This window comes from Streptomyces lateritius, assembly GCF_014649715.1.
Taxonomy (GTDB): Bacteria; Actinomycetota; Actinomycetes; order Streptomycetales; family Streptomycetaceae; genus Streptomyces; species Streptomyces lateritius.
Genome location: NZ_BMTO01000009.1, coordinates 219,905 through 246,854, shown reverse-complemented (window position 1 = coordinate 246,854; position 26,950 = coordinate 219,905). Strand labels below are relative to the sequence as shown.

At 72.3% G+C, this 26,950-nt stretch carries 24 protein-coding genes; 11 read left to right on the top strand and 13 right to left on the bottom strand.

The window, feature by feature from the left end:
• Positions 1-77: 77 nt before the first annotated feature.
• The 3 genes from IE136_RS20320 to IE136_RS20310 all read right to left on the bottom strand — a co-directional run bounded on the left by IE136_RS20320 (position 78) and on the right by IE136_RS20310 (position 4,791).
• Positions 78-482, bottom strand: a complete 405-nt coding sequence (locus IE136_RS20320) for a hypothetical protein (protein ID WP_158987510.1) — start codon at positions 480-482, stop codon at positions 78-80.
• 65 nt (positions 483-547) lie between these two features.
• Positions 548-928: a hypothetical protein gene (locus IE136_RS20315; RefSeq protein WP_189601029.1), complete on the bottom strand. Its 381-nt coding sequence runs from the start codon at positions 926-928 to the stop codon at positions 548-550.
• Between the two features lie 71 nt (positions 929-999).
• Entirely contained in the window at positions 1,000-4,791 is a 3,792-nt protein-coding gene (locus tag IE136_RS20310) for an ABC transporter ATP-binding protein (RefSeq protein WP_189601028.1), read from the bottom strand.
• A gap of 222 nt (positions 4,792-5,013) precedes the next feature.
• Between IE136_RS20310 and IE136_RS20305 the strand changes: the two genes are divergently transcribed.
• Positions 5,014-5,385, top strand: a complete 372-nt coding sequence (locus IE136_RS20305; protein WP_158987514.1) for a hypothetical protein — start codon at positions 5,014-5,016, stop codon at positions 5,383-5,385.
• Positions 5,386-5,434: 49 nt separating this feature from the next.
• On the opposite strand, the gene IE136_RS20300 is transcribed toward IE136_RS20305, so the two are convergent.
• From IE136_RS20300 to IE136_RS20290, 3 genes are all read right to left on the bottom strand, one after another.
• A complete protein-coding gene (locus IE136_RS20300) occupies positions 5,435-7,117 on the bottom strand; it encodes a thiamine pyrophosphate-binding protein (protein WP_189601027.1) in 1,683 nt (560 codons plus the stop codon).
• 375 nt (positions 7,118-7,492) lie between these two features.
• Positions 7,493-8,488: an agmatinase gene (gene speB, locus IE136_RS20295; protein WP_158987518.1), complete on the bottom strand. Its 996-nt coding sequence runs from the start codon at positions 8,486-8,488 to the stop codon at positions 7,493-7,495.
• An 83-nt stretch (positions 8,489-8,571) separates the two neighbouring features.
• Complete coding sequence (locus tag IE136_RS20290) at positions 8,572-10,065, bottom strand: sodium:solute symporter family protein (protein ID WP_189601026.1); 1,494 nt, start codon at positions 10,063-10,065, stop codon at positions 8,572-8,574.
• A 162-nt stretch (positions 10,066-10,227) separates the two neighbouring features.
• Between IE136_RS20290 and IE136_RS20285 the strand changes: the two genes are divergently transcribed.
• The gene (locus tag IE136_RS20285; protein ID WP_158987522.1) at positions 10,228-11,679 is read left to right on the top strand and encodes a PucR family transcriptional regulator; all 1,452 of its coding nucleotides are present in this window, start codon (positions 10,228-10,230) and stop codon (positions 11,677-11,679) included.
• A 22-nt stretch (positions 11,680-11,701) separates the two neighbouring features.
• On the opposite strand, the gene IE136_RS20280 is transcribed toward IE136_RS20285, so the two are convergent.
• Positions 11,702-12,016 (bottom strand): hypothetical protein, encoded by a 315-nt coding sequence (locus IE136_RS20280; RefSeq protein WP_189601025.1) that lies wholly within the window; start codon positions 12,014-12,016, stop codon positions 11,702-11,704.
• Complete coding sequence (locus tag IE136_RS20275) at positions 12,013-12,330, bottom strand: hypothetical protein (protein WP_189601024.1); 318 nt, start codon at positions 12,328-12,330, stop codon at positions 12,013-12,015. The genes IE136_RS20280 and IE136_RS20275 overlap by 4 nt, the downstream gene beginning before the upstream one ends.
• Positions 12,331-12,531: 201 nt before the next feature.
• Between IE136_RS20275 and IE136_RS20270 the strand changes: the two genes are divergently transcribed.
• Positions 12,532-13,326, top strand: coding sequence for a helix-turn-helix domain-containing protein (locus tag IE136_RS20270; protein ID WP_189601023.1), 795 nt, complete (start codon positions 12,532-12,534; stop codon positions 13,324-13,326).
• Positions 13,319-13,531 carry a DUF397 domain-containing protein gene (locus tag IE136_RS20265; protein WP_189601022.1) on the top strand — a complete coding sequence of 71 codons (213 nt, stop codon included), beginning with the start codon at positions 13,319-13,321 and terminating at the stop codon, positions 13,529-13,531. The genes IE136_RS20270 and IE136_RS20265 overlap by 8 nt, the downstream gene beginning before the upstream one ends.
• Positions 13,532-14,179: 648 nt before the next feature.
• Here the strand turns inward: IE136_RS20265 and IE136_RS20255 are convergent.
• Positions 14,180-14,788, bottom strand: coding sequence for a hypothetical protein (locus tag IE136_RS20255; RefSeq protein ID WP_158987532.1), 609 nt, complete (start codon positions 14,786-14,788; stop codon positions 14,180-14,182).
• 163 nt (positions 14,789-14,951) lie between these two features.
• On the opposite strand from IE136_RS20255, the gene IE136_RS20250 reads away from it, so the two are divergent.
• The 3 genes from IE136_RS20250 (at position 14,952) to tesB (ending at position 18,267) form a co-directional block, all read left to right on the top strand.
• Positions 14,952-16,100, top strand: coding sequence for a helix-turn-helix domain-containing protein (locus IE136_RS20250; protein ID WP_189601020.1), 1,149 nt, complete (start codon positions 14,952-14,954; stop codon positions 16,098-16,100).
• 142 nt (positions 16,101-16,242) lie between these two features.
• The gene (locus IE136_RS20245; protein ID WP_189601019.1) at positions 16,243-17,400 is read left to right on the top strand and encodes an acyl-CoA dehydrogenase family protein; all 1,158 of its coding nucleotides are present in this window, start codon (positions 16,243-16,245) and stop codon (positions 17,398-17,400) included.
• Complete coding sequence (gene tesB / locus IE136_RS20240) at positions 17,401-18,267, top strand: acyl-CoA thioesterase II (RefSeq protein ID WP_158987538.1); 867 nt, start codon at positions 17,401-17,403, stop codon at positions 18,265-18,267. It begins immediately after the preceding gene.
• Positions 18,268-18,591: 324 nt separating this feature from the next.
• On the opposite strand, the gene IE136_RS20235 is transcribed toward tesB, so the two are convergent.
• From IE136_RS20235 to IE136_RS20220, 4 genes are all read right to left on the bottom strand, one after another.
• Positions 18,592-19,365: a phosphatase gene (locus IE136_RS20235; protein ID WP_158987540.1), complete on the bottom strand. Its 774-nt coding sequence runs from the start codon at positions 19,363-19,365 to the stop codon at positions 18,592-18,594.
• A 151-nt stretch (positions 19,366-19,516) separates the two neighbouring features.
• Complete coding sequence (locus tag IE136_RS20230) at positions 19,517-19,855, bottom strand: hypothetical protein (RefSeq protein ID WP_158987542.1); 339 nt, start codon at positions 19,853-19,855, stop codon at positions 19,517-19,519.
• 71 nt (positions 19,856-19,926) lie between these two features.
• Positions 19,927-20,379 (bottom strand): hypothetical protein, encoded by a 453-nt coding sequence (locus IE136_RS20225; RefSeq protein WP_189601018.1) that lies wholly within the window; start codon positions 20,377-20,379, stop codon positions 19,927-19,929.
• 193 nt (positions 20,380-20,572) lie between these two features.
• Positions 20,573-21,169, bottom strand: coding sequence for an SACE_7040 family transcriptional regulator (locus tag IE136_RS20220; RefSeq protein ID WP_158987546.1), 597 nt, complete (start codon positions 21,167-21,169; stop codon positions 20,573-20,575).
• Between the two features lie 87 nt (positions 21,170-21,256).
• On the opposite strand from IE136_RS20220, the gene IE136_RS20215 reads away from it, so the two are divergent.
• From IE136_RS20215 to IE136_RS20200, 4 genes are read left to right on the top strand one after another with little or no spacing between them, the layout of a single operon-like run.
• Complete coding sequence (locus tag IE136_RS20215; RefSeq protein ID WP_189601017.1) at positions 21,257-22,864, top strand: carboxyl transferase domain-containing protein; 1,608 nt, start codon at positions 21,257-21,259, stop codon at positions 22,862-22,864.
• Positions 22,865-22,871: 7 nt separating this feature from the next.
• Positions 22,872-24,797: an acetyl/propionyl/methylcrotonyl-CoA carboxylase subunit alpha gene (locus tag IE136_RS20210; protein WP_158987550.1), complete on the top strand. Its 1,926-nt coding sequence runs from the start codon at positions 22,872-22,874 to the stop codon at positions 24,795-24,797.
• Between the two features lie 20 nt (positions 24,798-24,817).
• Positions 24,818-25,753 carry a hydroxymethylglutaryl-CoA lyase gene (locus IE136_RS20205; protein ID WP_189601016.1) on the top strand — a complete coding sequence of 312 codons (936 nt, stop codon included), beginning with the start codon at positions 24,818-24,820 and terminating at the stop codon, positions 25,751-25,753.
• 8 nt (positions 25,754-25,761) lie between these two features.
• The gene (locus tag IE136_RS20200; protein ID WP_158987554.1) at positions 25,762-26,922 is read left to right on the top strand and encodes an acyl-CoA dehydrogenase family protein; all 1,161 of its coding nucleotides are present in this window, start codon (positions 25,762-25,764) and stop codon (positions 26,920-26,922) included.
• Positions 26,923-26,950 lie beyond the last annotated feature (28 nt).

The window sequence follows — 26,950 nt, the reverse complement described above, 5'->3', positions numbered from 1 at the left end:
ACGGTGTCGCGAACCTAGCGGGGCAACGTGCGTGCCGCCAGACCTGCTTGGGCCTTACCTTTGGGATTTCCTCCGCATCAGCACAGGATCCATCCGGTCGAGCCGCTCCGGCCGGCGACGATGCCGGTCGCGCGGACGCAGCGGTTGAGGGCGTGGACGGTGACGGGGCCCGCCTGGCGGGTGAAGCGGCCGGAGTCGACGGCGGGGCGGCCGCCGCGGGGCTGGAGGGAGACGGACATCTGCCGGCGCGCGCCGGGGTTCTTGGCGACGGTGACGGCGCAGACGTACTGGCGGCTCTTGTGGAGGCGCAGTTCTCCGGTGGCGAAGGCGATCGTCTTGGTGGGGCGGCCGGCGCAGAGGGAGGCGGCGTCGGCGGTGGCGACGCCGGGCCCCGCGAGGGTCAGGGCGCCGACGCCGAGCACCATCGTGAGCAGATGCGCGAGCAGCCGCCCGGCACCCGCCCGCTTCGTCCCGTCGAACATCTGGTTCCCCTCCTGCCTCGGTGCCGTACATGCGTACGACGCACGAGAGGCCCGAGCGGTTGCCTTCATCCGAAGGCGGTGGCCACGAGCAGCAGGAACACGCACTCGGCGCCGATCGTCGTCCAGAACGCGGCCGTGCGGGAGGTCGCGGGTGCGGGGCCGTCCGGGGTGGAGAGGGCGTGGATCCAGGCGACGGCCGCGACGGCGAGGGAGGCGAGGTGGACCCAGCCGGGGGTGCCGGAGCAGCCCTCGCCGTAGCCGACGCAGCGGCCGGCGTTCTCCGAGGCCAGGCCGAGGACACCGACGAGCACCGTCGCGGGGACCAGCAGGAGCCCGGCCCACAGGGCGCGGGTGCGCAGCCGCCGGGCGGCCCCGCCCGGGCGGTCCGGGGCGAGGGCGGCGGTGGGAGCGTCGTCGGAGGCGGGGTGGGGGTGGCTCAGGGGCATGGAGCCGATTCGATCCCGTCCGGGGACGGGGCGGGATGCGCCGGACTACTCAACCGTCGGAGGCCACGTACTCACACCCGCTCCGGCTCTTCCTCGCCGATGAACGTTCGCCACAGCCGCGCGTACCGCCCGTCCCGCGCGAGGAGTTCGTCGTGGGTGCCGTCCTCCGCCACCCGGCCGTCGGCCATGACGATCACCCGGTCGGCGCGGGCGGCCGTGGTGAGCCGGTGGGCGACCACCAGCGTCGTCCGACGGCCCGCGAGGCGGTCGGTGGCCTGGTTGACCTGGGCCTCGGTGGCGAGGTCGAGGGCGGCGGTCGCCTCGTCGAGGAGGAGGATGTCCGGGTCGACGAGCTCGGCGCGGGCCAGGGCGATCAGCTGACGCTGACCGGCGGAGAGGTTGCGGCCGCGTTCGGCGACCTCGTGGAGGTAGCCGCCGTCCAGGGTCGCGATCATGTCGTGCGCGCCGACCGCGCGGGCCGCCGCCTCGACCTCGGCGTCGGTCGCCTCCGGCCGGCCGTAGGCGATGGCGTCGCGGACCGTCCCGGCGAAGAGGTACGCCTCCTGGGGCACGACCCCGAGACGGTGACGGTACGCGGTGAGGTCCAGGTCCCGCAGGTCGGTGCCGTCCACCGTGACCCGGCCGCTCGTCGGGTCGTAGAACCGCGCGACCAGCTTGACCAGGGTGGACTTCCCGGCGCCGGTCTCGCCGACGAAGGCGACCGTCTGCCCGGCCGGGACGCGCAGGTCGATGCCCGTGAGGGCCGCCTCCCCGCTTCCGTGCCCGTCCCCGTCGCCCCTCCCGTAGCCGAAGGACACGTCCTCGAAGGCGATCTCGCCGCGCAGCGACAGCACGTCGAGGGGCTTGTCGGCCTCGGCCGTCGAGATCGGCTCCTGAAGGAGCTCCTGCATCCGCTTCAGCGAGACGGCGGCCTGCTGGTAGCCGTCGAAGACCTGCGAGAGCTGCTGCACGGGGGCGAAGAAGAGGTCGATGTAGAGGAGGTAGGCGACGAGCGCGCCCGTGGTCAGGGTGCCCGCCTCGATGCGCTGCGCGCCGACGATCATGACGGCCGCGGCGGCGACGGAGGACAGCAGGGTGACGAAGGGGAAGTAGATCGAGATCAGCCACTGGCCTCGGACGCGTGCCTCGCGGTACTCGTCGCTGCGCGCGGCGAACCGGGCCGCGCTCGAGCGCTCGCGGCGGAAGGCCTGGACGATGCGGAGCCCGGAGACGGACTCCTGGAGGTCGGCGTTGACGACGCTGATCCGTTCGCGCGCCAGCTCGTACGCCTTCACGCTGGAGCGGCGGAAGAAGTACGTGGCGACGGCGAGGACCGGGAGGGCCGCGAAGACGACCAGGGCGAGCTGGAGGTCGAGCACGAGCAGCGCGACCATGATCCCGAAGAAGGTCACGACGGAGACGAAGGCGGTGACGAGACCCGTCTGGAGGAAGGTGGACAGGGCGTCCACGTCCGTCGTCATCCGGGTCATGATCCGGCCGGTCAGTTCGCGCTCGTAGTAGTCGAGACCGAGCCGCTGGAGCTGGGCGAAGATCTTCAGGCGGAGCGCGTAGAGCACCCGTTCGCCGGTGCGGCCGGTCATCCGGATCTCGCCGGTCTGCGCGATCCACTGGACGAGGACGGTGGCCAGGGCAAGGGCGGAGGCGACCCAGACGGCGCCGACGGCGAGCTGGTTGACGCCCTCGTCGATGCCGTGGCGGATCAGGACGGGCAGCAGCAGGCCCATGCCGGTGTCGACGGCGACCAGACCGAGGCTGACGAGGAGCGGGACGCCGAAGCCGCGCAGCAGGCGGCGCAGTCCTCCCCCGTGGCCTCCGGCACGGGAGGTGCCCCGGTCGTCCTCGGGGGCGACGGCGCGGGCCTCGTCGATGTCGGGGGCGTCGGTGGCGGGCGGGAGTGCCTCGAGGGCGGCGAGGAGTTCGGGGGTGGCTCCCCCGTGGCCTTCGGCAGGGGAGGTGCCCCCCGGCGCCTGGGGCTCCTCGGCGGTCTCCTCCCGTCCCCACAGGGTGGGGGTGATGCCGCGCTCGGCGTCGAACTCGGCGTCGAGTTCGGCGCGCAGGGTGCGGTCCTCGGGGAGTTCCGTCGCCATGGTGTGTCCGGGCGAGACGCCGCCGAGTTCGTCGGGGTCGGTGAGCAGCTGCCGGTAGAGCGCGGAGCGCTCCTGCAACTCCTCGTGGGTGCCGATGTCGGAGAGCCGGCCGTCGTCGAGGACGGCGATCCGGTCGGCGAGGTTGAGGGTGGAGCGGCGGTGGGCGATGAGGAGGGTGGTGCGGCCGGCCATCACGGAGGCGAGGGCCTCGTGGATCTCGTGCTCGACGCGGGCGTCGACGGCGGAGGTGGCGTCGTCGAGGAGGAGGAGCCGGGGGTCGGTGAGGATGGCGCGGGCGAGGGCGATGCGCTGGCGCTGGCCACCGGAGAGGGTGAGGCCGTGCTCGCCGACCTTGGTGTCGTACCCCTCGGGCAGGTGGGTGATGAAACGGTCCGCCTGGGCGGCGCGCGCGGCGGTCTCGATCTGTTCCCGGGTGGCGTCCGGGTGGCCGTACGCGATGTTGGCGCGGACGGTGTCGGAGAAGAGGAAGCTGTCCTCCGGGACGAGCCCGATGGCGGCGCGCAGGGAGTCGAGGGTCAGCTCGCGGACGTCGTGGCCGCCGACGAGGACGGCGCCGTGGGTGACGTCGTAGAAGCGCGGCAGAAGGAGCGAGACGGTGGACTTGCCGCTGCCGGAGGCGCCGACGACGGCGACGGTCTCGCCCGAGCGGATCTCCAGGGAGAAGCCGTCGAGGACCGGGCGGCCGTCCTCGTACGCGAAGCTCACGTCGTCGAACTCGACGGTGGCCTCGGCGTCGGCGGGCAGCTCCTTCGTCCCGTCCTTGATCACGGGCTCGGTGTCGATGAGCTCCAGGACGCGGTCGACGCCGGCGCGGGCCTGCTGGCCGACGGTGAGGACCATGGCGAGCATCCGGACCGGGCCGACGAGCGAGGCGAGGTAGGCGGAGAAGGCCACGAACGTGCCCAGCGTGATCTGGCCGCGGGTGGCGAGCCAGCCGCCGAGGGCGAGGACGGCGACCTGGCCGAGGGCGGGGACCGCCTGGAGCGCGGGGGTGTAGCGGGAGTTGAGCCGGATCGTGCGCAGCCGCCCGGCGAAGAGCTTGCGGCTGGCCTCGCGGATCTTCCCGGTCTCCTGGTCCTCCTGCCCGAAGCCCTTGACGACCCGGACGCCGGTCACGGCCCCGTCGACGACGCCGGCGACGGTGCCGGCCTGCTGCTGGGCGTACCAGGTGGCGGGGTGGAGGCGGGTCCGGCTGCGCTTGGCGATGAACCAGAGGGCGGGGGCGACGGCGAGGGCGACGAGGGTGAGGGGGATCGACAGCCAGGCCATGACGGCGAGGGAGATCAGGAAGAGCAGGACGTTCCCGATGGTCATCGGGAGCATGAAGAGCAGGCCCTGGATGAGCTGGAGGTCGCTGGTCGCCCGTCCGACGACCTGCCCCGTGGACAGCTCGTCCTGCCGTCGGCCGTCGAGCCGGGTGATGGTGCCGTACATGTCGGTACGGAGGTCGTGCTGGACGTCGAGGGCGAGGCGTCCGCCGTAGTAGCGGCGGATGTAGGTCAGGACGTAGACGACGGCGGCGGCGGCGATGAGGAGGCCGGTCCACACGGCGAGGGAGCGGGTCCGGGCGGTGACGACGTCGTCGATGATCACCTTGGTGATCAGCGGTACGAGGGCGAGGACGGCCATGCCGGCGAGCGAGGACCCGAGCGCGAGCACGACGTTCTTCTTGTACCGCCACGCGTAACCGGCCAGCCTGCGGGCCCAGCCCTCTCGCTTCGGATCCGCCGCCACGTGGTGCCTCCCGTTCGTCCTGCTCTACCGGAAGGCCCAACGCGGCTGAGGTGGGATTTCATCCCGCCGCAACAAACTCCGGGGCAGGACCGGTCCAGGGTCCTAGGACCCCTGCGCCCGGTGCGCCCCCGGCGCACCGCGGACGGGTGTTCCCGCCGCGAGCGAAGGGGTAGGAAGTCACGGGCCGCCGTACGACGGCCGGAACGTCAGGAGGGGGCGAGGGTGTCGGAGACGGAACACAGGCCGGCGTATCTGTGCGGGCAGCTGCACGCGGCGCTGCGCGCGCTGGAGAACATCGGGGCTCGGACCAACAGGCTGGCGGAGGCCCACTCGCTGTACCAGGCGGCCCGGTCGCCGCAGAACGAACTGCGGAAGCACCTCAAGGCGGCGGGCGAACACATCCTCGCGGCCGTGGCGCGGGGTGGGGCGCACGCGGCGGCGGCGCGCGAGGTCTTTCAGGGCATACCCGCGTTCATCCCGGCGAAGGGCCTGCCGTCGGGCGCCCTCGACAACCGGGATTCCGCGCTGTTCAGCGACGGGTACAACGAGCAGCTCAGCCTGTACAAGGAGAAGTACGGGGCGCTGTTCGTGTGACGCCCGGCGTCCGGGGCCGGAGCGGATCGCTCCGGCCCGGACGCGTGGGTCACAGATGCGTCGGTTCGAACATGCGCAGGAGGGCCGGGAGGACGACGACCGAGGGGCCCGGGGTGGAAAGGGCCTTGGCGAGGTCGGCCGTCAGGGAGTCCGGGGTCGTGCGGACGGCCGGGACGCCGAAGGATTCCGACAGGGCGACGAAGTCGGGGCGGGCGAGTTCGGTGGCCGTGGCCTCGCCGAAGGCGTCCGTCATGTACTCGCGCAGGATGCCGTAGCCGCCGTCGTCGACGATCAGCCAGGTGACGTTCGAGCCGTACTGCTTCGCCGTCGCCAGCTCGGCGATCGAGTACATCGCGCCGCCGTCGCCGGACACCGCGAGGACCGGTCGCGTCGGGTCGGCCGCCGCCGCGCCGAGGGCGGCGGGGAAGCCGTAGCCGAGGCCGCCGGCGCCCTGCGCGGAGTGCATGGTGTTGGGGTGGCGGGCGTCGAAGGCCGACCAGGCCCAGTAGGCGAGGATCGTCATGTCCCAGAAGCTGGGGGACGTGTCCGGCAGGGCCTCGCGGACCGAGGCCACGATCCGCTGCTCCAGGCCCAGGTCCTGGGCAGCGATCCGCTCACGGACCTTCGTCAGTACGGCCGAGACCCGCTCCGGGGCCGTCGGGTCCTCCCGTACCGCCACCGTTTCGAGCAGCGCGGACAGCGCCAGGCGCGCGTCGGCGTGGATGCCGAGGGCCGGGTGGTTGGACTCCAGCTTCCCGGCGTCGGCCTCGATCTGGATCACCCGGCCGCGCGGGGCGAAGGTGTGGTAGTTCGAGGACAGCTCGCCGAGGCCCGAGCCGACGACGAGGAGCACGTCGGCGTCCTCGAGGAAGTCGGTGGTGTGCCGGTCCTCCAGCCAGGACTGGAGCGAGAGCGGGTGCTCCCAGGGGAAGGCGCCCTTGCCGCCGAAGGTCGTCACGACCGGGGCCTGGATCCGCTCGGCGAGCGCGCGGAGCTTGCCCGAGGCGTCGGAGCGGACGACTCCGCCGCCCGCGATGATCGCGGGCCGCTCGGCGTTCGCGAGGAGGTGCGCCGCCACGGCGGTCAGCTCGGGGCGCGGCACGACCTCCTCCGGGGTCGCGTCCATCGCCGTGACGACGGGGAGCGTCGTCTCGGCCAGGAGCACGTCCTGCGGGATCTCGACCCAGACCGGCCCGTGCGGCGCCGTCAGCGCCGACTCCCAGGCCGCCGCGAGGGCGGACGGGATCTGGGACTGCGTACGGACGGTGTGGACGGACTTCACGATGTCCCGGAACGACGCCTGCTGGTCGCGGAGCTCGTGCAGGTAGCCGTGGCGCCCGCCGCCGAGCCCGGCCACCGGGACCTGGCTGCCGATCGCGAGGACGGGAGCGGAGGCGGCGGCCGCCTCCTGGAGCGCGGCGAGGGACATCAGGGCGCCCGGGCCTGTGGAGAGCAGCAGCGGGGCGGCCTCGCCGGTGATCCGGCCGTACGCGTCGGCGGCGAAGCCCGCGTTGTTCTCGACGCGCAGCCCGACGTACCTGAGGGAGGACCGGCGCAGGGCGTCGAACATGCCGAGGGCGTGCTGGCCGGGGAGGCCGAAGACGGTGGTCGCGCCGAGGCCGGAGAGGGTCTCGACGACGAGGTCGCCGCCGTTGCGCCCTGCGGGCGGGTTGAGGGCGGCCTCGGTCTGCGCGACCGTCGGCCGCAGCACCAGGTCGTGGTCGTGGGTCATGGGGGTCCCCCTCGCGAGTGGCGTGTGTGTCGGTGCGGCCCGGACGGTCGAATGGCGCCGCACCGGATGGTGCGGCGGGGCGGTGGGGGCGGCCACCTGGGCCTGCGGGCAAGGGGCCACCCGCGCGGGCGGCAGGTCCGTCCCCACCCGATCCGCCGGGCCCGGGCCCGGGCCCGGCGGTCCGGGGACCGGCGGTGCACCGGAGGCCTCGGCGCCGGGTGGGGATGTCCAGCCCACCCTCCGCGGTGGGTGCTGCCCCACCCGGCCCTGCGCCCGAGCAGCGCGGTTGCGCTCGCCGTGCCGGGCCGCCGACCGCCGGCCGCCCGGCGGGCCCACACGGGGGCGCGGCCGCCGGGCCGGTCCGGCGTCGAGGTGCTACTTCGCGGTCGGCTCCGCGCCGGCGGCGCGGCTCTCCGCGATCTGGCGGGACATGATCGTCGTCAGCTCGTACGCCGTGTGGGAGGCGGCGACGGCGGTGATCTCCGCGTGGTCGTACGCCGGGGCGACCTCGACGACGTCGGCCGAGACCAGGTTGCAGGAGGACAGGCCTCGCAGGATCTCCAGGAGTTCGCGGGAGGTCATGCCGCCCGCCTCGGGGGTGCCGGTGCCGGGCGCGTGGGCCGGGTCGAGGCAGTCGATGTCGATGGAGATGTACAGCGGGCGGTTGCCGATGCGCTGGCGCAGCTGGTCGGCGACCTCGTCGGCGCCGCGGCGGTAGATGTCGGCCGAGGTGACGATGCCGAAGCCCATCTTCTCGTCGTCGGTGAGGTCCTGCTTGCCGTAGAGCGGGCCGCGGGTGCCGACGTGGGAGAGCGCCTCGGTGTCGAGGATGCCCTCCTCGACGGCCCGGCGGAACGGGGTGCCGTGGGTGTACTCGGCGCCGAAGTACGTGTCCCAGGTGTCGAGGTGCGCGTCGAAGTGGAGCAGGGCGACCGGGCCGTGCTTCTTGGCGACGGAGCGCAGCAGGGGCAGCGCGATGGTGTGGTCGCCACCGAGCGTCATCATCCGCGCGCCGGTGCCGAGCAGCTCGTCGGCCGCGGCCTCGACGGTCTCGACGGCCTCGTTGATGTTGAACGGGTTGGCGGCGATGTCACCGGCGTCGGCGACCTGCGCGAGGGCGAACGGCGAGGCGTCCTGCGCCGGGTTGTACGGGCGGAGCAGGCGGGAGGCCTCGCGGATCGCGTTGCCGCCGAAGCGGGCGCCGGGGCGGTAGGAGACGCCGCTGTCGAAGGGGACGCCGACCACGGCGACGTCGGCGGTGCCGACCTCGTCGAGTCGCGGCAGCCGGGCGAACGTCGCGGGGCCGGCGTACCGCGGGATGCGGGACGAGTCGATCGGGCCGCGGAACGCGTTCTGGTCGCTGCTGCTCATGGTCGGGTCCTCCTGGGGTGTATCGGTGGGGTCCGGTCGGGGGCCTCGGGTCTCGGGGCCCCCGGCCGGGAGTCTGCGGTGCGTCAGCCGGTCGGGGCGGCCGGCACGGTCTCCGGCGTCTCGTCGGCCTCGCCGCCTTCGGCGGCTTCGGGGTCCTGGCCCGCCAGCCGGGCCCGCCAGTTCGCGAGCACGGCGGCGTCCGTCGGGCGGGTCGCCAGGGAAACGATCACATACGCGGCGAGCGAGGCCAACAAACCATAGTAAACAGGCTCATTTGCCAAGATTCCGTAAGCCCACATCAGGCCAATGACGGACAGGCCGCCGACGGTGACCCCGGCCAGCGCGCCCTGCACGGTGCCGCGGCGCCACAGCAGGCCGCCGAGGATCGGCACGAGCAGTCCGCCGACCAGCAGGTTGTAGGCGACGGTCAGGGCCTGCACCACGTCGTTCAGGGCGATGGCGATGACGATGGTGGCGACGCCCATGAGCAGGATGAAGAGGCGGTTGCCCTTCACCTCGTCATGCTCCTCGCCGCCGTTGCCGGTGGCCAGGCCGCGCAGCCGCGACCAGATGTCGTTGTTGGCGACGGTGGCGCAGGCGATCAGCGCGCCGGAGGAGGTCGACATGACGGCGGCCAGGGCCGCGGCGAGCACCAGGCCCCGCACGCCCATGGGCAGCTCGTCCTTGACGATGGTCGCGAAGGCGTCGTCGGCGCTGGGCAGCTTCGGGTACAGCACCTTGGCGGCCGTGCCGATGACGGCGCCGGCCAGCGCGTACACGAGACAGTACGTACCGGCGACCGTGCCGCCCCACTTGGCGACCTTGTCGGTGCGCGCGGTGAAGACCCGCTGCCAGATGTCCTGACCGATGAGCATGCCGAAGGTGTAGATCAGCACGTACGTGAAGATCGTCTCGCCGCCGATGCCGAGCGGCGCGAAGTACTCGGTGGGCAGCTGGGCCTTCATCTCGGCGAAGCCGCCGGCCTTGATCACGGCGATGGGCAGCAGCAGGATCAGCACGCCGATGGTCTTCACCACGAACTGCACCATGTCGGTGAGGGTGATGGACCACATGCCGCCAAGTGTCGAGTACGCGACGACGATGGCGCCGCCGAGGACGATCGCGACCGTGCGGGGCAGGTCGAAGAGGACGTCGAAGATGGTGGCGTACGCGATGGTCGACGTGACCGCGAGCATCAGCGTGTACGCCCACATGACGACGCCCGAGATGACGCCGGCCCTGCCGCCGTAGCGCAGGTCGAGCATCTCGGAGACGGTGTAGACCTTCAGCCGGGCGATGCGCGCGGAGAAGAAGACGGAGAGGGCGAGCAGGCCCAGGCCGATGGTGAAGACCATCCAGGCGCCGGAGAGGCCGTACTTGTAGCCGAGGCCCACGCCGCCGATGGTGGAGGCACCGCCGAGGACGATGGCGACCATGGTCCCGGAGTACATCCAGGGCCCGAGCCGGCGGCCCGCGACCAGGAACTCGCTCTTGGACTTGGCGCGGCGCATGCCCCACCAGCCCATCGCGAGCATGCCGGCCAAGTACACGACGATCACTGTGTAGTCGACGGCCATGGGCCCTCCCTCGTTCACTTCGGTGGCGTGTCGTGCGGTGGAGTGACTCCAGTGACTGATCGCGGGGACATCCGCCCGTACCCGCGGCCGCTGGATGGGTCGACAGTAGGTGGCCGGAAAGCGACGCTGAAGTGTACGTTTCCTCCACTGGCCACGCTCTGGATGTACGAAGGGTCCATGCCCATGCCCGCGCAGGAGCCCACCCCCACTCCCCCGGCACCGCCGGTCCCGCTGGCCGCGCTGCTCGGCCGCCGGGACCTGGGGCTGCGGCTACTGGCCGGACCGGAGGACGCCTTCGTGCACTGGGTGCACACCTCCGAGATGGCCGACCCCTATCCCTATCTGCTCGGGGGCGAGCTCCTGATGACGGCGGGCGTGCAGCTCTCCGACCCGGCGCACTACGTCGAGCGGATGGTGGAGGCGGGGGCGGCGGCGCTCGGTTTCGGGGTCACGCCGGTGTACGACACGGTGCCGGCGGGGCTCGTCGCGGCCTGCGAGCGCCACGGGCTGCCGCTGCTCGAAGTGCCCCCGCACACCCCGTTCACGGCCGTGGCCCGGGCGGTGTGGCGGCTGATGGCGGAGGCCCGGCACCGCGAGCTGCGCCGGGTGACCGAGGCGCAGCAGTCGCTGGCCACGGCGGCCGCCCGGCCCGCCCCGGTCCCGGCGGTCCTCGGCGCGCTGGCGTCCCGGCTCAGCGGGCGTGCGGTGCTCTATGCGGCGGACGGCACGGAGTACGCGGCGGCGGGCCGGGCGATCGGGGCCGAGGTGGAGGCGGCGCTGCGGGACCTGGCAGGGGTGGTGGGTCCGCGCCCCGGCGGCCCGGCGTCCGCGAGCGGGGACGGCGGGGGGATGCGGCTGGCGGCCTATGCCCTGGGCGGCGGCGACGGGCTCGCGCTGGGCACGGCGGCCGAGCGGCGGGAGGCCGGGGACCACACCATCGCCGGGGTGGCGGTCGTCCTGCTCTCCCTGCTGACCGCACCGCACCGTGGCGCGGACGTCTCGGCCCGGGACGCGGCCCTGGTCCGCCTGCTGCTCGGCATGCCCCCGGCCGAGGCGGCCCCCGCCCTGGGCCCGGGCCCCTGGACGGTGGTCCACGCCCACGGCGGCGACGGCACCCCCTTCGCCGCGGCCACACTGGCGTCCGCCCTGGGCACCCCGCTGGTCGACGCGCCGGCCGAGGGTGCGGTACGGCTCCTGCTGCCCGCGGGGCGGGAGGTCGAGCCCCAGCCGGGCTGGGTCCTCGGGGCCGCCGCCCCCGTCGAGGCCCGGGACCTGGCCGCCGCGGACGCACAGGCCACGCGGGCGCTACGGCGGGCGGAGGCGACCCGCGTGGCCCTGGTGCGCCATCAGCCCGCCGGTTTCAGCGGGCTGATGGACCGGGAGGAGGCGGCCGCGTACGCCCGGACTCTCCTCGCGCCCCTCTCCGAGCCGCTGACCGAGACGCTGCGCACCTGGCTCTCCCTGCACGGCAACTGGGACCGCACGGCCGTCGCCCTGGACATCCACCGCAACACCGTCCGCCAGCGCATCGCCCGCTGCGCCGCGCTCCTGGACAGGGACCTGGACGACGCGGACGTACGGATGGAGCTGTGGTTCGCCCTCGGCGCTCTGTGACCCGGAGTCGACTCCGTACCGACTATTCGGGGCGATCGGCGCGAATGGCGGCCATTGCGAGCCGCGCGCCCCGGCTCCGTGCGACACGGTGCACCTCGCGCAGGGACTCGGACAGCCGGGCGACGACGTAGCGGAGCTGCTCGGGGGTGGCCGAGCGGTCGCTCAGCAGGTCCTGGACATGGCCGAGGAGGTCGGCGGCCATGCCGAGCTGCACGCTCTCGATGTTGTCGGCGACGCGGGAGACGTAGCCCTCGCCGTCACCGATGAGATAACAGGGCTTCCCCTCCTCGCCGGTCCAGGGCAGGAGACGGGCGGCTTCCGTGGCGGGCCGGATCACGCCGCGACCTCCCTGCCGTGGATGACGCGGGGGCCGATGTCGATGCCGTGCACGGCGAGCCAGAGGGCACGTCGGCGGCGTCGCTGACTCCGCGTCTCGGCCTGACGGCGCTCATGGGCGAGGAGGTAGGGCCGGACGAGGGGGCTGTCCTCTCCCCGGAGATACGGCTCGGGGGTCGGAGCGGGTGGGGGTTCAGCTGGGGTCGGAGGGTGTACGGGGACGGTGTGGGTGCGCGGCGGGCGGTGGCGTCCGCTCGGCGGAGGCCACAGGAGCCGCAGCAGCGGGTCGATCATCCGGGCGATACAGCGCAACACGTCGTCAGCTCCTGCGTTGTGGATGGCCACGCCCCCGGACCGTTCACCTCGGTCGCGGGGGTCTCGCGTGGGCGGCTCCGCCGGGCTCATCCGCTCGCCGGAACTGCGCTCTGTAGCGATTCCCTCACAGCGTGAGACCGGCAGGGCTAGGCTGACCAGGGGGTTCGGTGTGACGGAGCGTTTGTCACAAGGGAGTTGACGATGACCAACGTCTACGGCGAGTGGCTGAAGGCGCAACGCGAGGCCGCCGGCCTCACTCAACAGGAGCTGGCAGACCGCACGATCATGACCCGCTCGCACATCGCCCACATCGAGGCGGGGCGCCGAATTCCCTCACAGGAGGACGCCCGCAGGCTGGACAGGGCGCTGAGCACGGGCGATGTCCTGCAGAGCTTCCTTCCGAAGCAGGACGTGGCGGTCGCGGACTACTTCGAGGCGGCGCTGGAACTCGAACAACAGGCGACGGTGATCCAGGAGTTCGCGCTGTCCCTCGTGCCGGGCGTCCTCCAGACGGAGGGGTACGCCCGTGCGGTTCTGCGGCCGAGCGTCACTCCCCGGAGTGAAGAGGAATGTGACAGGCTCCTTGTCACACGGCTGGAGCGAGGAAAGATCCTCTCCGACCCCGTCACTCCGCTGTTCTGCGCTCTCGTGGACGAGGCGGTACTGCGCCGCCACGTCGGGAGCCCGGAGATCATGGCGGAACAACTGACCCACATCATCGGCATGGTCGAGTGCGAGCGTGTTCGCGTGCACGTACTCCCCTTCGGGGCGGGCTATCACCCGCTGCTTCAGGGGATGCTGTCGCTGATGATGTTCGACGACCAGCCTCCGGTCGCCTACGGCGAGGGTGTGCTCATGGGCAAGCTGCACGACTCGCCCGCTCTGGTCGAGACCATGCAGCGCACTTACACTCTCGCCTTGGGCGACGCCCTCCCCCGCAAGGAATCGCTGGCCCTGCTGAGGGCGACGGCAAAGGAATACGAGCGCCATGACTGACCGCATCATCCCGAACGCGGCCGCACTGAGCGGCTGGCGCAAGTCGTCGTACAGCAGTGGGGATGGCGGCAGCTGTGTCGAGATCCTGGACAACTACCCCTCCGGGGTTCCGGTCCGCGACTCGAAGAACCCTCACGGCCCCGCGCTCGTCTTCGCCACGGCCGGCTGGACCTCGTTCGTCGCGGGCCTCAAGGCCGGGCAGTAGACATCTGACCCCCTTTGACCGGTGCGATGCCCACCCGTAGCGTTTGACCCAAGCCTGACCTGTCAGCGGGGCCGATATGAGCACCAACCCAGACACGCGGAAGTCGGCGCGGTCCGCCCTTGGCATCGTCGCGGCCACCGCCTGTCTCCTCTCCGTACCCCTGACAGCCTGCGGATCGGGCACACCGGAGCCCGCGCGGCAGGGCAGCCAGAGGGCTCCGGTCTCGTTCGTCGTCGAGGCCGGCGCCGTGGGCGAGAGCCTGGAGCGCCAAGCCACAGCGCAGCACGCGGCGGCACAGAAGGCAGCGAAGGCCAAGGAGACCGCGGAGAAGATCACCGAGTCCCCGTCGCCCACAAGGCCGCCTTCCGACGGTCGAGGTCTCTGCACCACCGACCCTGCCGACCGGGCGAACTGTCGAAACCCGGGCGGCAGGATCGACCCCCATGGCGGGGATCTGGATGGAGACGGCGTGTTCGAGGACCACGAACCCGTCGGGCCCGGCTACCGGGATCCCCGGGCGTACGACGGGGGCAGGACGTCGGGCGAGACGCAGTGCGAGTGGCTTCGTTCTCAGGGACTCACCTGCTGAGCAGAACCCCGAGCCGACGTCCCGGCGCCGCGGGAGGCAGAGCGCGACCCGTCCAGTCCTCAGGGCCAGAGCTTGTTGACGGCGGTCTTCGTCGTGGTGCGGAAGGCGGTCAGCGGGGCGTCCTCGAAGTCGCCCATCTGGCCCCAGCGGACGAGGGTGACGGTGCGGCCGTCGCGGCCGACGGAGAAGAGGTGGATGTCGGTGATGCCGATCTGCGGGTCGGCGGTGTCCAGGCTGTAGACCCAGGCGCCCTCCTCGACGGCGAGCTTGCCGTGGGAGGCGCTGACGGCCTGCAGGCCCGGGTTCTGCCGCTCCAGCAGGGGGCCGCAGCCGGCGAGGGCCTTGCGAAGGGTGTCGACCAGTTTCACGGCGTCGGCCTCGGTGCGTGCGACGGTGGTGATCTGGACGCCGTTGGTGTCGAGCTCGGTGTTGAACTCGCGGTAGCGGGTGTTCTGCGCCGGGATCTTGTACGGGGCGCAGAGGGCGCCGCCGTTCTCCGGGATGCCGGTGAAGACCTGGGTGGCGGTCCACGGCGTCGACGACGGCGGCATCTGGGAGGCGGCGAGGAAGGCGGGCTGGGCAGCGGCCTGCGCCGGGGCCGTGGCGAGGGCCGCGAGGCCCAGGGCGGCAGCGGCGGCGGTGGCGAGTGCGGTACGGAGCTTGTTCATGGTGGTGGATCCCCCGTCGGGTCGTTCGGTCAGTGCTCCACCAGCGTCGGGCCGGCGCCCGCCGCCTGCAACGGTGACGCGCCCTCCACCCGTCCCGGAACCATTCCACCCCCGCTGACGTGCAAGGACGTGAAGGGTGGGACGCAGGGTCGAGGGGGATGGAATGCCGAAGGACGCCGCCGTCGAGGAGTTCGCGCGGCTCGTGCGCGCGCTGAAGGCGCGGGACGGGCGCAGTTACGAGGCGCTGGGCCGGCGCCTGAGCGTCAGCGCGTCCACCCTCCACCGCTACTGCTCGGGCGCGACCGTCCCGGAGGAGTTCGCCGTGGTCGACCGGTTGGCCCTGCTGTGCGGGGCGGACGAGGAGGAGCGGCGGTCCCTGGAGGTGGCCTGGAGCCGCGCGGACCGCACCCGTCGCCCTCCGGTGCCGGAGCCCGACGCGGAGCCCGAGCCCGGCCCGGATCCGAAGCCGGCTCCGGAGCCCGAGCCGGCCCCGGAGCCTGCGTCCGAGCCCGAGCTGGAACCCGTGCACGCGCGCGTGCCGGGCCTCCCGTCCGAGCGGCGGAGACGCCGCTGGGGGTGGTTGGGCTTGGTCGGCGGGACGCTGGCGGTCGTGGGGACGGTGACGCTCGGGGCCATACTCCTGCCCGGGAAGACCCGGGAGCGGGCCGCCGAACCACCGGCACCGCTGACATGGACGGTCGCCTCGCACATCTATAAGAACGGGTGCGGGCACACCTACCTCATGGAGCGGACGCCCCCTCCCCCGCCGGAGTCGGCCGACGCGCGGAGCTGGGCGGCGGCGCAGGGGGCCGTGGACGGCGGGGAGACGCTGGTGCGGGTGTCGGTGCAGGGGAAGGGCGCGGCGGCGGTGGTGCTCCAGGCGCTGCACGTGCGGGTGGTGGAGCGGGGCGCGCCGCTGCCGTGGGCGGCGTACCGGATGGACGACGGGTGCGGCGGGGCGGTGACGCCGCGCCGTTTCGAGGTGGACCTGGACCGGCCGCGGCCGGTGGCGCGGGCGCTGGACGGGTACGACGCCTCCGGAGAGGAGGGCCGGACGCTCCCGGCGGTCTCCTTCCCGTACGCGGTCAGCGCCGCCGAGCCGGAGGAGCTGCTGGTCTCGGCGGGGGCGGCGGGGTGCGACTGCCGCTGGTACCTGGAGCTGGAGTGGAGCTCGGAGGGGCGCCGGGGCACGGTCCGGATCGGGGACGAGGACGGCGCACCCTTTCGAACGAGCGGGGCGAAGGGGCGGCCCGTGTACGGGTACGACTCCGTCGGCCTCCGCTGGGTCCGCGGCGAGGTGCCCGAGGAGTGAGCGGACGTGATCTGGGCAACCCCGAGCGCCCCAGATCTGGACAGCGGCGCGAACCCACCGGTAACTTGACTGAGCAAGCGCTTAGGCATATCGCGTCAGGCATCCAGGCCCCAGGCACCCAGGACTCCGAAGGAGGCGGCTCGTGCGCCGTACCGTATTCAACGAGGACCACGAGGCGTTCCGGGAGACCATCCGCGCCTTCATCGAGGCCGAGGTCGTCCCCGTCTACGACGAGTGGTTCGCCGCGGGCCAGGCGCCGCGCGAGTTCTACGGCAAGCTCGGCGAGCTGGGCATCTTCGGCATCAACGTGCCCGAGGAGTTCGGCGGCGCGGGCCTGGACACCCACAAGTTCGAGGCCGTCCTCTACGAGGAGACCTCCCGCGCGGGCGTGAACTTCGGCGGCTCCGGCGTGCACGTGCTGCTCGCCCTGCCCTACATCAAGATGCTCGCCACCGACGAGCAGAAGAAGCGTTACCTCCCGAACTTCGTCTCCGGCGACGAGATGTGGGCGCTGGCGATGACCGAGCCGGGCACCGGCTCCGACGTCGCGGGCATGAAGACCACCGCCAAGCTCTCCGAGGACGGCACGCACTACGTCCTCAACGGCGCCAAGACCTTCATCACCGGTGGCGTCCACGCCGACCGTGTGATCGTCTGCGCCCGTACGTCCGCCCCGACGGCCGAGGACCGCCGTCACGGCATCTCCCTCTTCGCCGTGGACACCAAGTCCGAGGGCTACTCCATCGGCCGCAAGCTGGACAAGCTCGGCCTGCGCACGTCCGACACCGCCGAGCTGGCGTTCGTCGACGTGAAGGTGCCCGTCGAGGACCTGCTCGGCGAGGAGAACAAGGGCTTCTACTACCTCGGCCACAACCTCGCCTCCGAGCGCTGGGGCATCGCCTTCGGCGCCTACGCGCAGGCCAAGGCCGCCGTCCGCTTCGCGCAGCAGTACGTGCAGGAGCGCACGGTCTTCGGCAAGCCGGTCGCGCACTTCCAGAACACGAAGTTCGAGCTGGCCGCCTGCCAGGCCGAGGTCGACGCGGCCGAGGCCGTGGCCGACCGCGCCCTGGAGGCGCTGGACGCGGGCGAGCTGACCCCGGCCGAGGCCGCCAGCGCCAAGCTCTTCTGCACCGAGGTCGCGCACCGCGTCATCGACCGCTGCCTCCAGCTGCACGGCGGCTACGGCTACATGAACGAGTACCCGATCGCCCGCCTGTACGCGGACAACCGCGTGAACCGCATCTACGGCGGCACCAGCGAGATCATGAAGTCGATCATCGCGAAGTCGATGGGTCTGTAAGTGCCCGAAGCGCTCGACGATCTGCTCGATCTGCTCGACCTGGAGCAGATCGAGCAGAACTTCTTCCGGGGGCAGTCCCGTTCGGCCCTCGTCCCCCGCGTCTTCGGCGGCCAGGTGGCCGCCCAGGCGCTGGTGGCGGCCGGGCGGACCGTCCCCGAGGACCGGCTCGCGCACTCCCTGCACGCGTACTTCCTGCGCGCCGGGGACCCGGGCGCGCCGATCGTGTACCAGGTCGACCGGATCCGGGACGGCCGCTCCTTCACCACCCGGCGGGTCGTCGCCGTCCAGCACGGCCAGCCGATCTTCCACCTCTCCGCGTCCTTCCAGACGTACGAGGAGGGGCTTGAGCACCAGGACGACATGCCGGCCGCTCCGGATCCGGAGACCCTGCCGACGGCCGCCGAGATGCTGCCCCGGCACCTCCCGGAGGACGTAGCCGCGCGGCTGGTCGACGCGCGCGCGGCGGTGGACCTGCGGTACGCCGACGTGCCGCCGTGGGGCTCCGTCGGGGAGCCGCGCGAGCCGCGCTCGCAGGTGTGGTTCCGTACGAACGGCAAGCTCGCCGACGATCCCCTGCTGCACGTCTGTCTGGCGACATACGTCTCGGACATGACGCTGCTGGACTCGGTGCTCCTCGCCCACGGGCGGGGCGGCTGGGCGGTGGGCGACGTGGTCGGGGCGTCGCTGGACCACGCGATGTGGTTCCACCGGCCCTTCCGTGCGGACGAGTGGCTGTTGTACGACCAGGAGTCCCCCTCCGCCTCGGGCGGGCGGGGCCTGGGCCAGGCCCGGATCTACACGCAGGACGGGAAGCTGGCGATCTCCGTCATCCAGGAGGGTGTCGTTCGCGTTCCGCGACGAGACTGAGGCGGATCAGGCGGCGGTGGTGCGTGCGGTGGGCGACGCGGGAGGTGCCCCCGGCCGGCTCCGGTTCCGAGGGTCGCGTCCATCGCCCGTGCCGGCCGGGTCGGCAGCGGCAGCGTCGGCATGGTCCCGCCCAGCTCCCTCACCGCTCCCCTCGGCGACCTGCTTGTCACGGGCGAGCCTCCCCCGCATGTGGCCTGCCGTCCATGCCGCTCCTCCTCGACGGTGCGAGCGGATTCCTCGTGCGCGGGTCCGTGCTCGGCCGCACAGACCGCCTGAGCCCGGAGCGCGCGGTCGGCTGCCGCCGCCTCACGTCGCCTCGCCGCGTCAGAGCAGGCCGGACGCGTCGAGCAGGTAGTCGGTGAGCGGCTCGTAGTAGCGAGGGTCCAGGACGTGGTCGTCGAGGGGGATCGTGACCTGCATCGTGCCCTCCGCCTCGCCGATGAAGAGCGCCGGGTCGTTGCAGTCCGCGTAGCCCACCGAGTCGATCCCCCGCTGGCCCGCCCGCCCCGCCCACCCGTGGTCCGCCACCACCAGGTCGGGCCGGCCGTCCTCGCCGAGCGCGTCCAGGATCGCGTTCATGGGCTCCGGCGAGTGCGTGTGCCAGAGGCTGGCGCCCCGCTCGAAGACGGCCACGTCCGCGAACTGCACGACGTACCCCTCGTCGGCGATGAGCCCGCCGGGGATCCGTACGATCTCGCACCCCGCCGCCCGCAGCGCCGCGGCGACCCGGCTGTGGGCGTCGATCAACGCGCCGGGGTGGCCGGTCGCGAAGAGCACGCACTCCTTGCCGGCGGCGGCCTTCCGCAGGCGCGCGGCCATCCGGTCGAGGGCGTCGACGGTCAGGTCGGGGTCGATGGTGTCCTGTCCCGACCGGTGCGCGGGGTCGTCGTTCACGCCGCACCGCTCGGCCATCACGGCGAGCACGTCCTGCTCGTCCGTCCAGCGGTCGCCGAGCTCCAGACCCAGCCAGTAGTGCCGGTCGCCGTTGGCGAGCTTGCGGTAGTGGGAGAGGTTGTTGTCGCGCGGGGTGGCGACATCGCCCGCGATCCGGGTGCGGACGAGGTGCTCGACGAGGGCGGGGCGGCTGAGTATCGGCATGGTGCTCATTGTGCCGCCCGCCTCGCACCGTGGCTGCGCCATTCCGCCTCCTGGACGCTCACCCACGCGTGCGCCGTGACCGGCTCCCCGGGAATCCGGGACCCCGGAGCCCCCCTCGTGAAGCGGGGGCTCCGGGGCGCGAACGGCCGCCTCAGTCGTGGCACGGGGCCTCAGTGTTTCCGCACCAGATCCAACCCCTGTCGCCTGCCACGGTCACCACCTGGTACCACCGGTTGCCGAAACGGTTGTTCTCGTAGCGAATACCCCAGAGCTGGTCACGGTTCGCCGCGTACACGACCTTGGAGCAGGTGGATTCCTTGCAGGTTTTGATCCAGCCTCCCGTGGACGGGATCCACAGCAACGCCCTTGCGGGGCTGACGTGGGTGGCGGCGGCAGGACTGCTGACGGCCTGGGCCGGTGCTGTCGAGGCGGCGGCCATCAGTGCACCGGCGATGCCGGCGCCGATCAATGCGGGCCGAAGTCCACGCATGTGGTTCCCCCTTGTCGAGTGGACGCGTGTCGAGTGGACGCGTGTCGAGTGGACGCGGTCAGGTGACGTCATCAGGTCGACACCCACGTCCAGGGACTACAGGTGTCCCTGACGACGTCACCGGCTCCCAGGTCGACCTCGCACACCCGGAAGTTGAAGTCGCCGTCCTCGTCGAAGCTCTTGTTCAGGTTGGTCCAGCCGGCCGTGGCGCTGCCGTCCCAGTAAGCGACGCCGGAGCGGAGGCCACTGGGGCCGTTGTAGTACCAATCCATCGCCACGGGCCTTCCGTTGGCGTACAGGTCGCGCAGCCAGATCCACTCCCCGTAGCCCTGGAAGCAGGCCTCCCCGTAGCCCGTTCTGGCGCACTTCTTCGCGTAGCCGTTGCCGTACGCGCTCTCGGACACATCCCCGGTGCGCTGCCACCCGTCAGCCGCCGTGGCCGGCGCCGCGGCCGTGAGGACGAGCGCGGCCGTCACCGAGGCCGCGGCGACGAGCGTGCGCCATGTGGGTTTCACCGTTCTCATGGTCCTCCACCCCTCTGTTGGTCGGTCCAGATCGGTGAGCCGCACGCTACGAGCGCGGGGTTCGGCGGGACAACGGAACTCGGCTGTCCCGGACAGTCGTGTCCATGTCCGCGCTGGTCGAAGACGCGGCCCGGTGACTGTCCCGGACACGAGGGGACGCTGGCGCGCCCCGTACCGCCCCCCGGGGTGCGGATCACGCCGCCGAAAGCTCCCCCAGGGAGCTGAACGCCCCGTGCGCGAGGCGCCGCAGCAGTTCCTCCATGGCCGTCCGCCCCAGCGCCGCCAGGTGCGGCGTCGAGTTCAGGAGCCCGAAGACCGCGTGCACCGCCGCCCGTGCCTCCGGCTCACCCGCCGCCGGGTACACCTCGCGTACGACCGCGACCCACAGCTCGACGTACTGGCGCTGCAGCTGCCGCACGCGCTTGCGGTCCTCGTCCTTGAGGCGGTCCAGCTCCCGGTCGTGCAGGGTGATCAGCGGCCGGTCGTCGAGCGCGAAGTCGATGTGCCCGTCGATGAGGGAGCCGAGGAGCGCGCGCGGGTCGCCGGCCGTGTCGCCCACCCGCAGCCGGCCGCCGTCGAGCAGGCGCTCGCTGATCCCGACGAGGAGTTCCGCGAGCATCGCGTCCTTGCCGGGGAAGTGTCGGTACAGGCCGGGTCCGCTGATGCCGACCGCCGCTCCTATCTCGTCGACGCCGACCCCGTGGAACCCGCGCTCGGCGAAGAGGCGGGCGGCCTCCTTGAGGATCTGCTCGCGTCGCGTGGGGGCGTCGGCCCTGGCGGTGGTGGTCATGGAAACGATTCTAGACAATGCGGTTAGCGGTCGTTAACCTGAGCGGCATACGTTAACGCTCATTAACCGAGCAAGGGAGCTCAGTCGATGCAGCAGGCACCTGTGCTGACGAGCGCGGCAGATCCCGCGTCGCCGGCCTGGCAAGCCAACGAGGCGGCCCACCACGAGCTGGTCGGGACCCTTCGGGCCAAGCTCGCCGCGGCCGCGCTCGGCGGCGGCGAGAAGGCCCGCGCACGGCACACCGCGCGCGGCAAGCTGCTGCCGCGGGACCGTGTGGACACCCTCCTCGACCCGGGGTCGCCGTTCCTGGAGCTGGCCCCGCTGGCCGCGAACGGGATGTACGGAGACCAGGCACCGGCCGCCGGAGTCATCGCGGGCATCGGCCGGGTATCCGGCCGCGAGTGCGTGATCGTGGCCAACGACGCCACCGTCAAGGGCGGCACGTACTACCCGATGACCGTGAAGAAGCACCTGCGGGCGCAGGAGGTGGCGCTGGAGAATCGTCTCCCCTGCCTCTACCTCGTCGACTCGGGCGGCGCGTTCCTGCCCATGCAGGACGAGGTCTTCCCCGACCGCGAGCACTTCGGCCGGATCTTCTACAACCAGGCCCGGATGTCCGGCGCCCGCATCCCGCAGATCGCGGCCGTCCTCGGCTCCTGCACGGCCGGTGGCGCGTACGTCCCGGCGATGAGCGACGAGGCCGTGATCGTACGGAACCAGGGCACGATCTTCCTGGGCGGCCCGCCGCTGGTGAAGGCCGCGACCGGCGAGGTCGTCACGGCCGAGGAGCTGGGCGGCGGCGAGGTCCACTCCCGTACCTCCGGCGTCACCGACCACCTCGCCGAGGACGACGCCCACGCCCTGCGCATCGTCCGCAACATCGTCTCCACCCTCCCGGAGCGCGGCCCGCTCCCCTGGTCGGTCGAGCCGGTCGAGGAGCCGAAGGTGGACCCGACGGGGCTGTACGGAGCGGTGCCGGTCGACTCCCGCACGCCGTACGACGTCCGCGAGGTCATCGCGCGGATCACCGACGCCTCCCGTTTCCAGGAGTTCAAGGCGGAGTACGGCCAGACGCTGGTCACCGGCTTCGCCCGGATCCACGGACACCCGGTCGGGATCGTCGCCAACAACGGCATCCTCTTCTCCGAATCCGCCCAGAAGGGCGCGCACTTCATCGAGCTGTGCGACCAGCGCGGCATCCCGCTGCTCTTCCTGCAGAACATCTCCGGTTTCATGGTCGGCCGCGACTACGAAGCCGGCGGCATCGCCAAGCACGGCGCCAAGATGGTGACGGCCGTGGCATGCACCCGCGTACCGAAGCTGACGGTGGTCGTCGGCGGCTCGTACGGCGCGGGCAACTACTCGATGTGCGGCCGGGCGTACTCCCCCCGCTTCCTGTGGATGTGGCCCAACGCCAAGATCTCCGTGATGGGCGGCGAGCAGGCCGCGTCCGTGCTCGCGACGGTCAAGCGCGACCAGCTCGGGGACGAGTGGAGCGCGCAGGACGAGGAGGAGTTCAAGGCCCCGATCCGCGCGCAGTACGAGACCCAGGGCAACGCCTACTACGCGACCGCCCGGCTGTGGGACGACGGGGTCATCGACCCCCTGGACACCCGACAGGTGGTGGGTCTCGCCCTCACCGCCTGCGCCAACGCCCCGATCGGCGACCCCGCCTTCGGCGTCTTCCGGATGTGAGTGACAGATGACCATGTTCGACACAGTTCTCGTCGCCAACCGCGGCGAGATCGCCGTCCGCGTCATCCGTACGCTGCGCGCGCTCGGCGTCCGCTCGGTCGCCGTCTACAGCGACGCGGACGCGGACGCCCGTCATGTACGGGAGGCCGACACGGCGGTACGGCTGGGCCCCGCGCCCGCCTCCGAGTCCTACCTCTCCGCGGAGCGGCTGATCGAGGCCGCGCGGCGGACCGGCGCGCAGGCGGTCCACCCGGGGTACGGCTTCCTCGCGGAGAACGCCGCCTTCGCCCAGGCGTGCGCGGAGGCCGGTCTCGTCTTCATCGGTCCGCCGGCCTCGGCGATCTCGCTGATGGGCGACAAGATCCGGGCGAAGGAGACCGTGAAGGCGGCGGGCGTGCCGGTCGTGCCGGGCGCCGCCGATCCCGAACTGGAGGCCGCCGCCCGGGAACTGGGCGCGCCCGTGCTGCTGAAGCCCTCGGCGGGCGGCGGCGGCAAGGGCATGCGCCTGGTGCGCGACCTGTCGACGCTGGAGGAGGAGATCGCGGCGGCGCGGCGCGAGGCGCGATCCTCCTTCGGCGACGACACGCTGCTGGTGGAGCGGTGGATCGACCGGCCGCGCCACATCGAGATCCAGGTGCTCGCCGACGCCCACGGGAACGTCGTCCACCTCGGCGAGCGCGAGTGCTCGCTCCAGCGACGCCACCAGAAGATCATCGAGGAGGCGCCGAGCGTCCTGCTGACGCCGGAGATCCGCGAGCGGATGGGCGCGGCGGCGGTGGAGGCGGCCCGTTCCTGCGGCTACGTCGGCGCGGGCACCGTGGAGTTCATCGTCCCGGGCGTCGACCCCTCCTCGTACTACTTCATGGAGATGAACACCCGCCTCCAGGTGGAACACCCGGTGACCGAGCTGATCACCGGCGTCGACCTGGTCGAGTGGCAGCTGCGGGTGGCGGCGGGCGAGCCGCTGTCGTTCGGGCAGGCGGACGTCCGTCTCGACGGCTGGGCGATCGAGGCCCGGATCTGCGCGGAGGACCCCTCCCGCGGCTTCCTGCCCTCCGGCGGCACGGTCCTGTCGCTGCGCGAGCCGCAGGGCGACGGCATCCGCACGGACTCGGGCCTGAGCGAGGGCACGGAGGTCGGCAGCCTGTACGACCCGATGCTCTCCAAGGTCATCGTGCACGCGAAGGACCGGCCCACGGCGCTGCGCAAGCTGCGCGCGGCCCTCGCGGACACGGTCACCCTCGGCGTCCCGACGAACGCGGGCTTCCTGCGTCGCCTGCTCGCCCACCCGTCAGTGGTCTCGGGCGACCTGGACACCGGTCTGGTGGAGCGCGAGGCGGAGAGCCTGGTCCCCAAGTCCGTACCGGACGAGGTCTACGCGGCGGCCTCGGCGGTCCGCCTCGCGGGCCTGGCCCCCACGCCCCGGGACGGCTGGACCGACCCCTTCTCCGTGCCGAGCGGCTGGCGCCTGGGCGGCGAACCGGCACCTCTCGTCTTCCCGTTGCGCGTGTCCGGGCTCGACCCCGTCACGGCGCCCGCGCCCGCCGGCGCGACGGTCACGGACACGTCGGTCACCGTCACCGTGGACGGCCTCGTCCACCGCTTCCACCGGGCCGGCGCCTGGCTCGGCCGCGACGGGGACTCCTGGCACGTCCAGGACCACGACCCCGTCGCCACCGCCCTCAGCGGCGCCGCGCACTCCGGGGCCGACGCGCTCGCCGCCCCCATGCCCGGGACCGTCACCGTCGTGAAGGTCGGCGTCGGGGACGAGGTGGAGGCCGGCCAGAGTCTGCTCGTCGTCGAGGCGATGAAGATGGAGCACGTCATCTCCGCTCCGCACGCCGGCACCGTCACCGAGCTGGACGTCACGCCCGGCGCGACCGTCGCCATGGACCAGGTCCTCGCCGTGGTGACCCCGAGGGAGGAATCATGACGACGGGCGGAGAAGGAACCATGACCACGGGTCTGCCCATGCGGATGCCCGCGCCCGGGCTCCCCGCCCGCGTCCGGATCCACGAGGTCGGGCCGCGCGACGGGCTCCAGAACGAGAAGACGGTCGTACCGACCGCCGTCAAGGCGGAGTTCGTCCGGCGACTCGCCGACGCCGGGCTCTCGACGGTCGAGGCGACCAGTTTCGTCCACCCCAAGTGGGTGCCCCAACTGGCCGACGCCGAGGAACTCTTCCCGCTCCTGCGCGGCATCCCGGCCCGGCTTCCCGTCCTCGTGCCGAACGAGCGCGGTCTGGACCGGGCCCTGGCCCTCGGCGCGCGCGAGATCGCGGTCTTCGCCTCCGCCACCGAGTCGTTCGCCAAGGCCAACCTCAACCGGACCGTCGACGAGGCCCTCGCGATGTTCGCGCCGACCGTCACCCGTGCCATAGAGCAGGGGCTGAAGGTCCGGGGCTATCTCTCCATGTGCTTCGGCGACCCCTGGGAGGGCGCGGTCCCGGTCGGTCAGGTCGTCCGCGTCACCAAGGCACTCGCCGAGATGGGGTGCGACGAACTGAGCCTCGGCGACACCATCGGCGTCGCCACCCCCGGCCATGTGGAGGCCCTGCTGACGGCGCTCAACGAGGCGGGGGTCCCCACCTCCCGTCTCGCCGTGCACTTCCACGACACCTACGGCCAGGCCCTGTCCAACACGCTCGCCGCGCTGCGGCACGGCGTCACCACCGTCGACGCCTCCGCCGGGGGCCTCGGCGGCTGCCCGTACGCGAAGAGCGCGACAGGCAACCTCGCCACCGAGGACCTCGTGTGGATGCTCGACGGCCTCGGCATCGAGACCGGGGTCGACCTGACCGCCCTCACCGCCACAAGCGTCTGGATGGCCGGACAACTGGGCCGACCGAGCCCTTCCCGTACCGTCCGCGCCCTCTCCCACAAGGAGTGACGAAACCCATGTCCCTCGACCACCGGCTCTCCGAAGAGCACGAGGAACTCCGCCGCACTGTCGAGGAGTTCGCCCACGACGTCGTCGCCCCCAAGATCGGCGACTACTACGAGCGTCACGAGTTCCCGTACGAGATCGTCCGCGAGATGGGCCGCATGGGCCTGTTCGGGCTGCCGTTCCCCGAGGAGTACGGCGGCATGGGCGGCGACTACCTCGCCCTCGGCATCGCCCTGGAGGAGCTGGCCCGCGTCGACTCCTCCGTGGCCATCACCCTGGAGGCGGGCGTCTCGCTCGGCGCGATGCCGGTCTACCGCTTCGGCACCGAGGAGCAGAAGCAGGAGTGGCTGCCCCGGATGTGCTCCGGCGAGATCCTGGGTGCGTTCGGCCTCACCGAGCCGGGCGCGGGCTCGGACGCGGGCGGCACCCGCACCACGGCCGTGCGCGACGGCGACGACTGGGTCATCAACGGCTCGAAGTGCTTCATCACCAATTCGGGTACGGACATCACGGGCTTGGTCACGGTCACCGCCGTCACCGGCCGCAAGCCCGACGGCCGACCGCTGATCTCCTCGATCATCGTGCCCTCCGGCACCCCGGGCTTCACGGTGGCCGCGCCCTACTCCAAGGTCGGCTGGAACGCCTCGGACACCCGCGAGCTCTCCTTCGACGACGTACGGGTCCCGGCCGCCAACCTGCTGGGCGAGGAAGGGCGCGGATACGCGCAGTTCCTCCGCATCCTGGACGAGGGGCGGATCGCGATCTCGGCGCTGGCGACGGGACTCGCGCAGGGCTGTGTCGACGAGTCGGTGAAGTACGCGAAGGAGCGTCACGCCTTCGGCCGGCCGATCGGCGACAACCAGGCGATCCAGTTCAAGATCGCTGATATGGAGATGCGGGCGCACATGGCCCGGATCGGCTGGCGGGACGCGGCCTCCCGGCTGGTGCTCGGGGAGCCGTTCAAGAAGGAGGCGGCGCTGGCGAAGCTGTACTCCTCCACCGTGGCGGTGGACAACGCCCGCGAGGCGACCCAGATCCACGGCGGATACGGCTTCATGAACGAGTACCCGGTGGCCCGGATGTGGCGCGACTCCAAGATCCTGGAGATCGGCGAGGGCACGAGCGAGGTCCAGCGGATGCTGATCGCCCGGGAGCTGGGCCTCTCGGCCTGACGGTCCGCCTACGTCGCCAGTGCGGGCC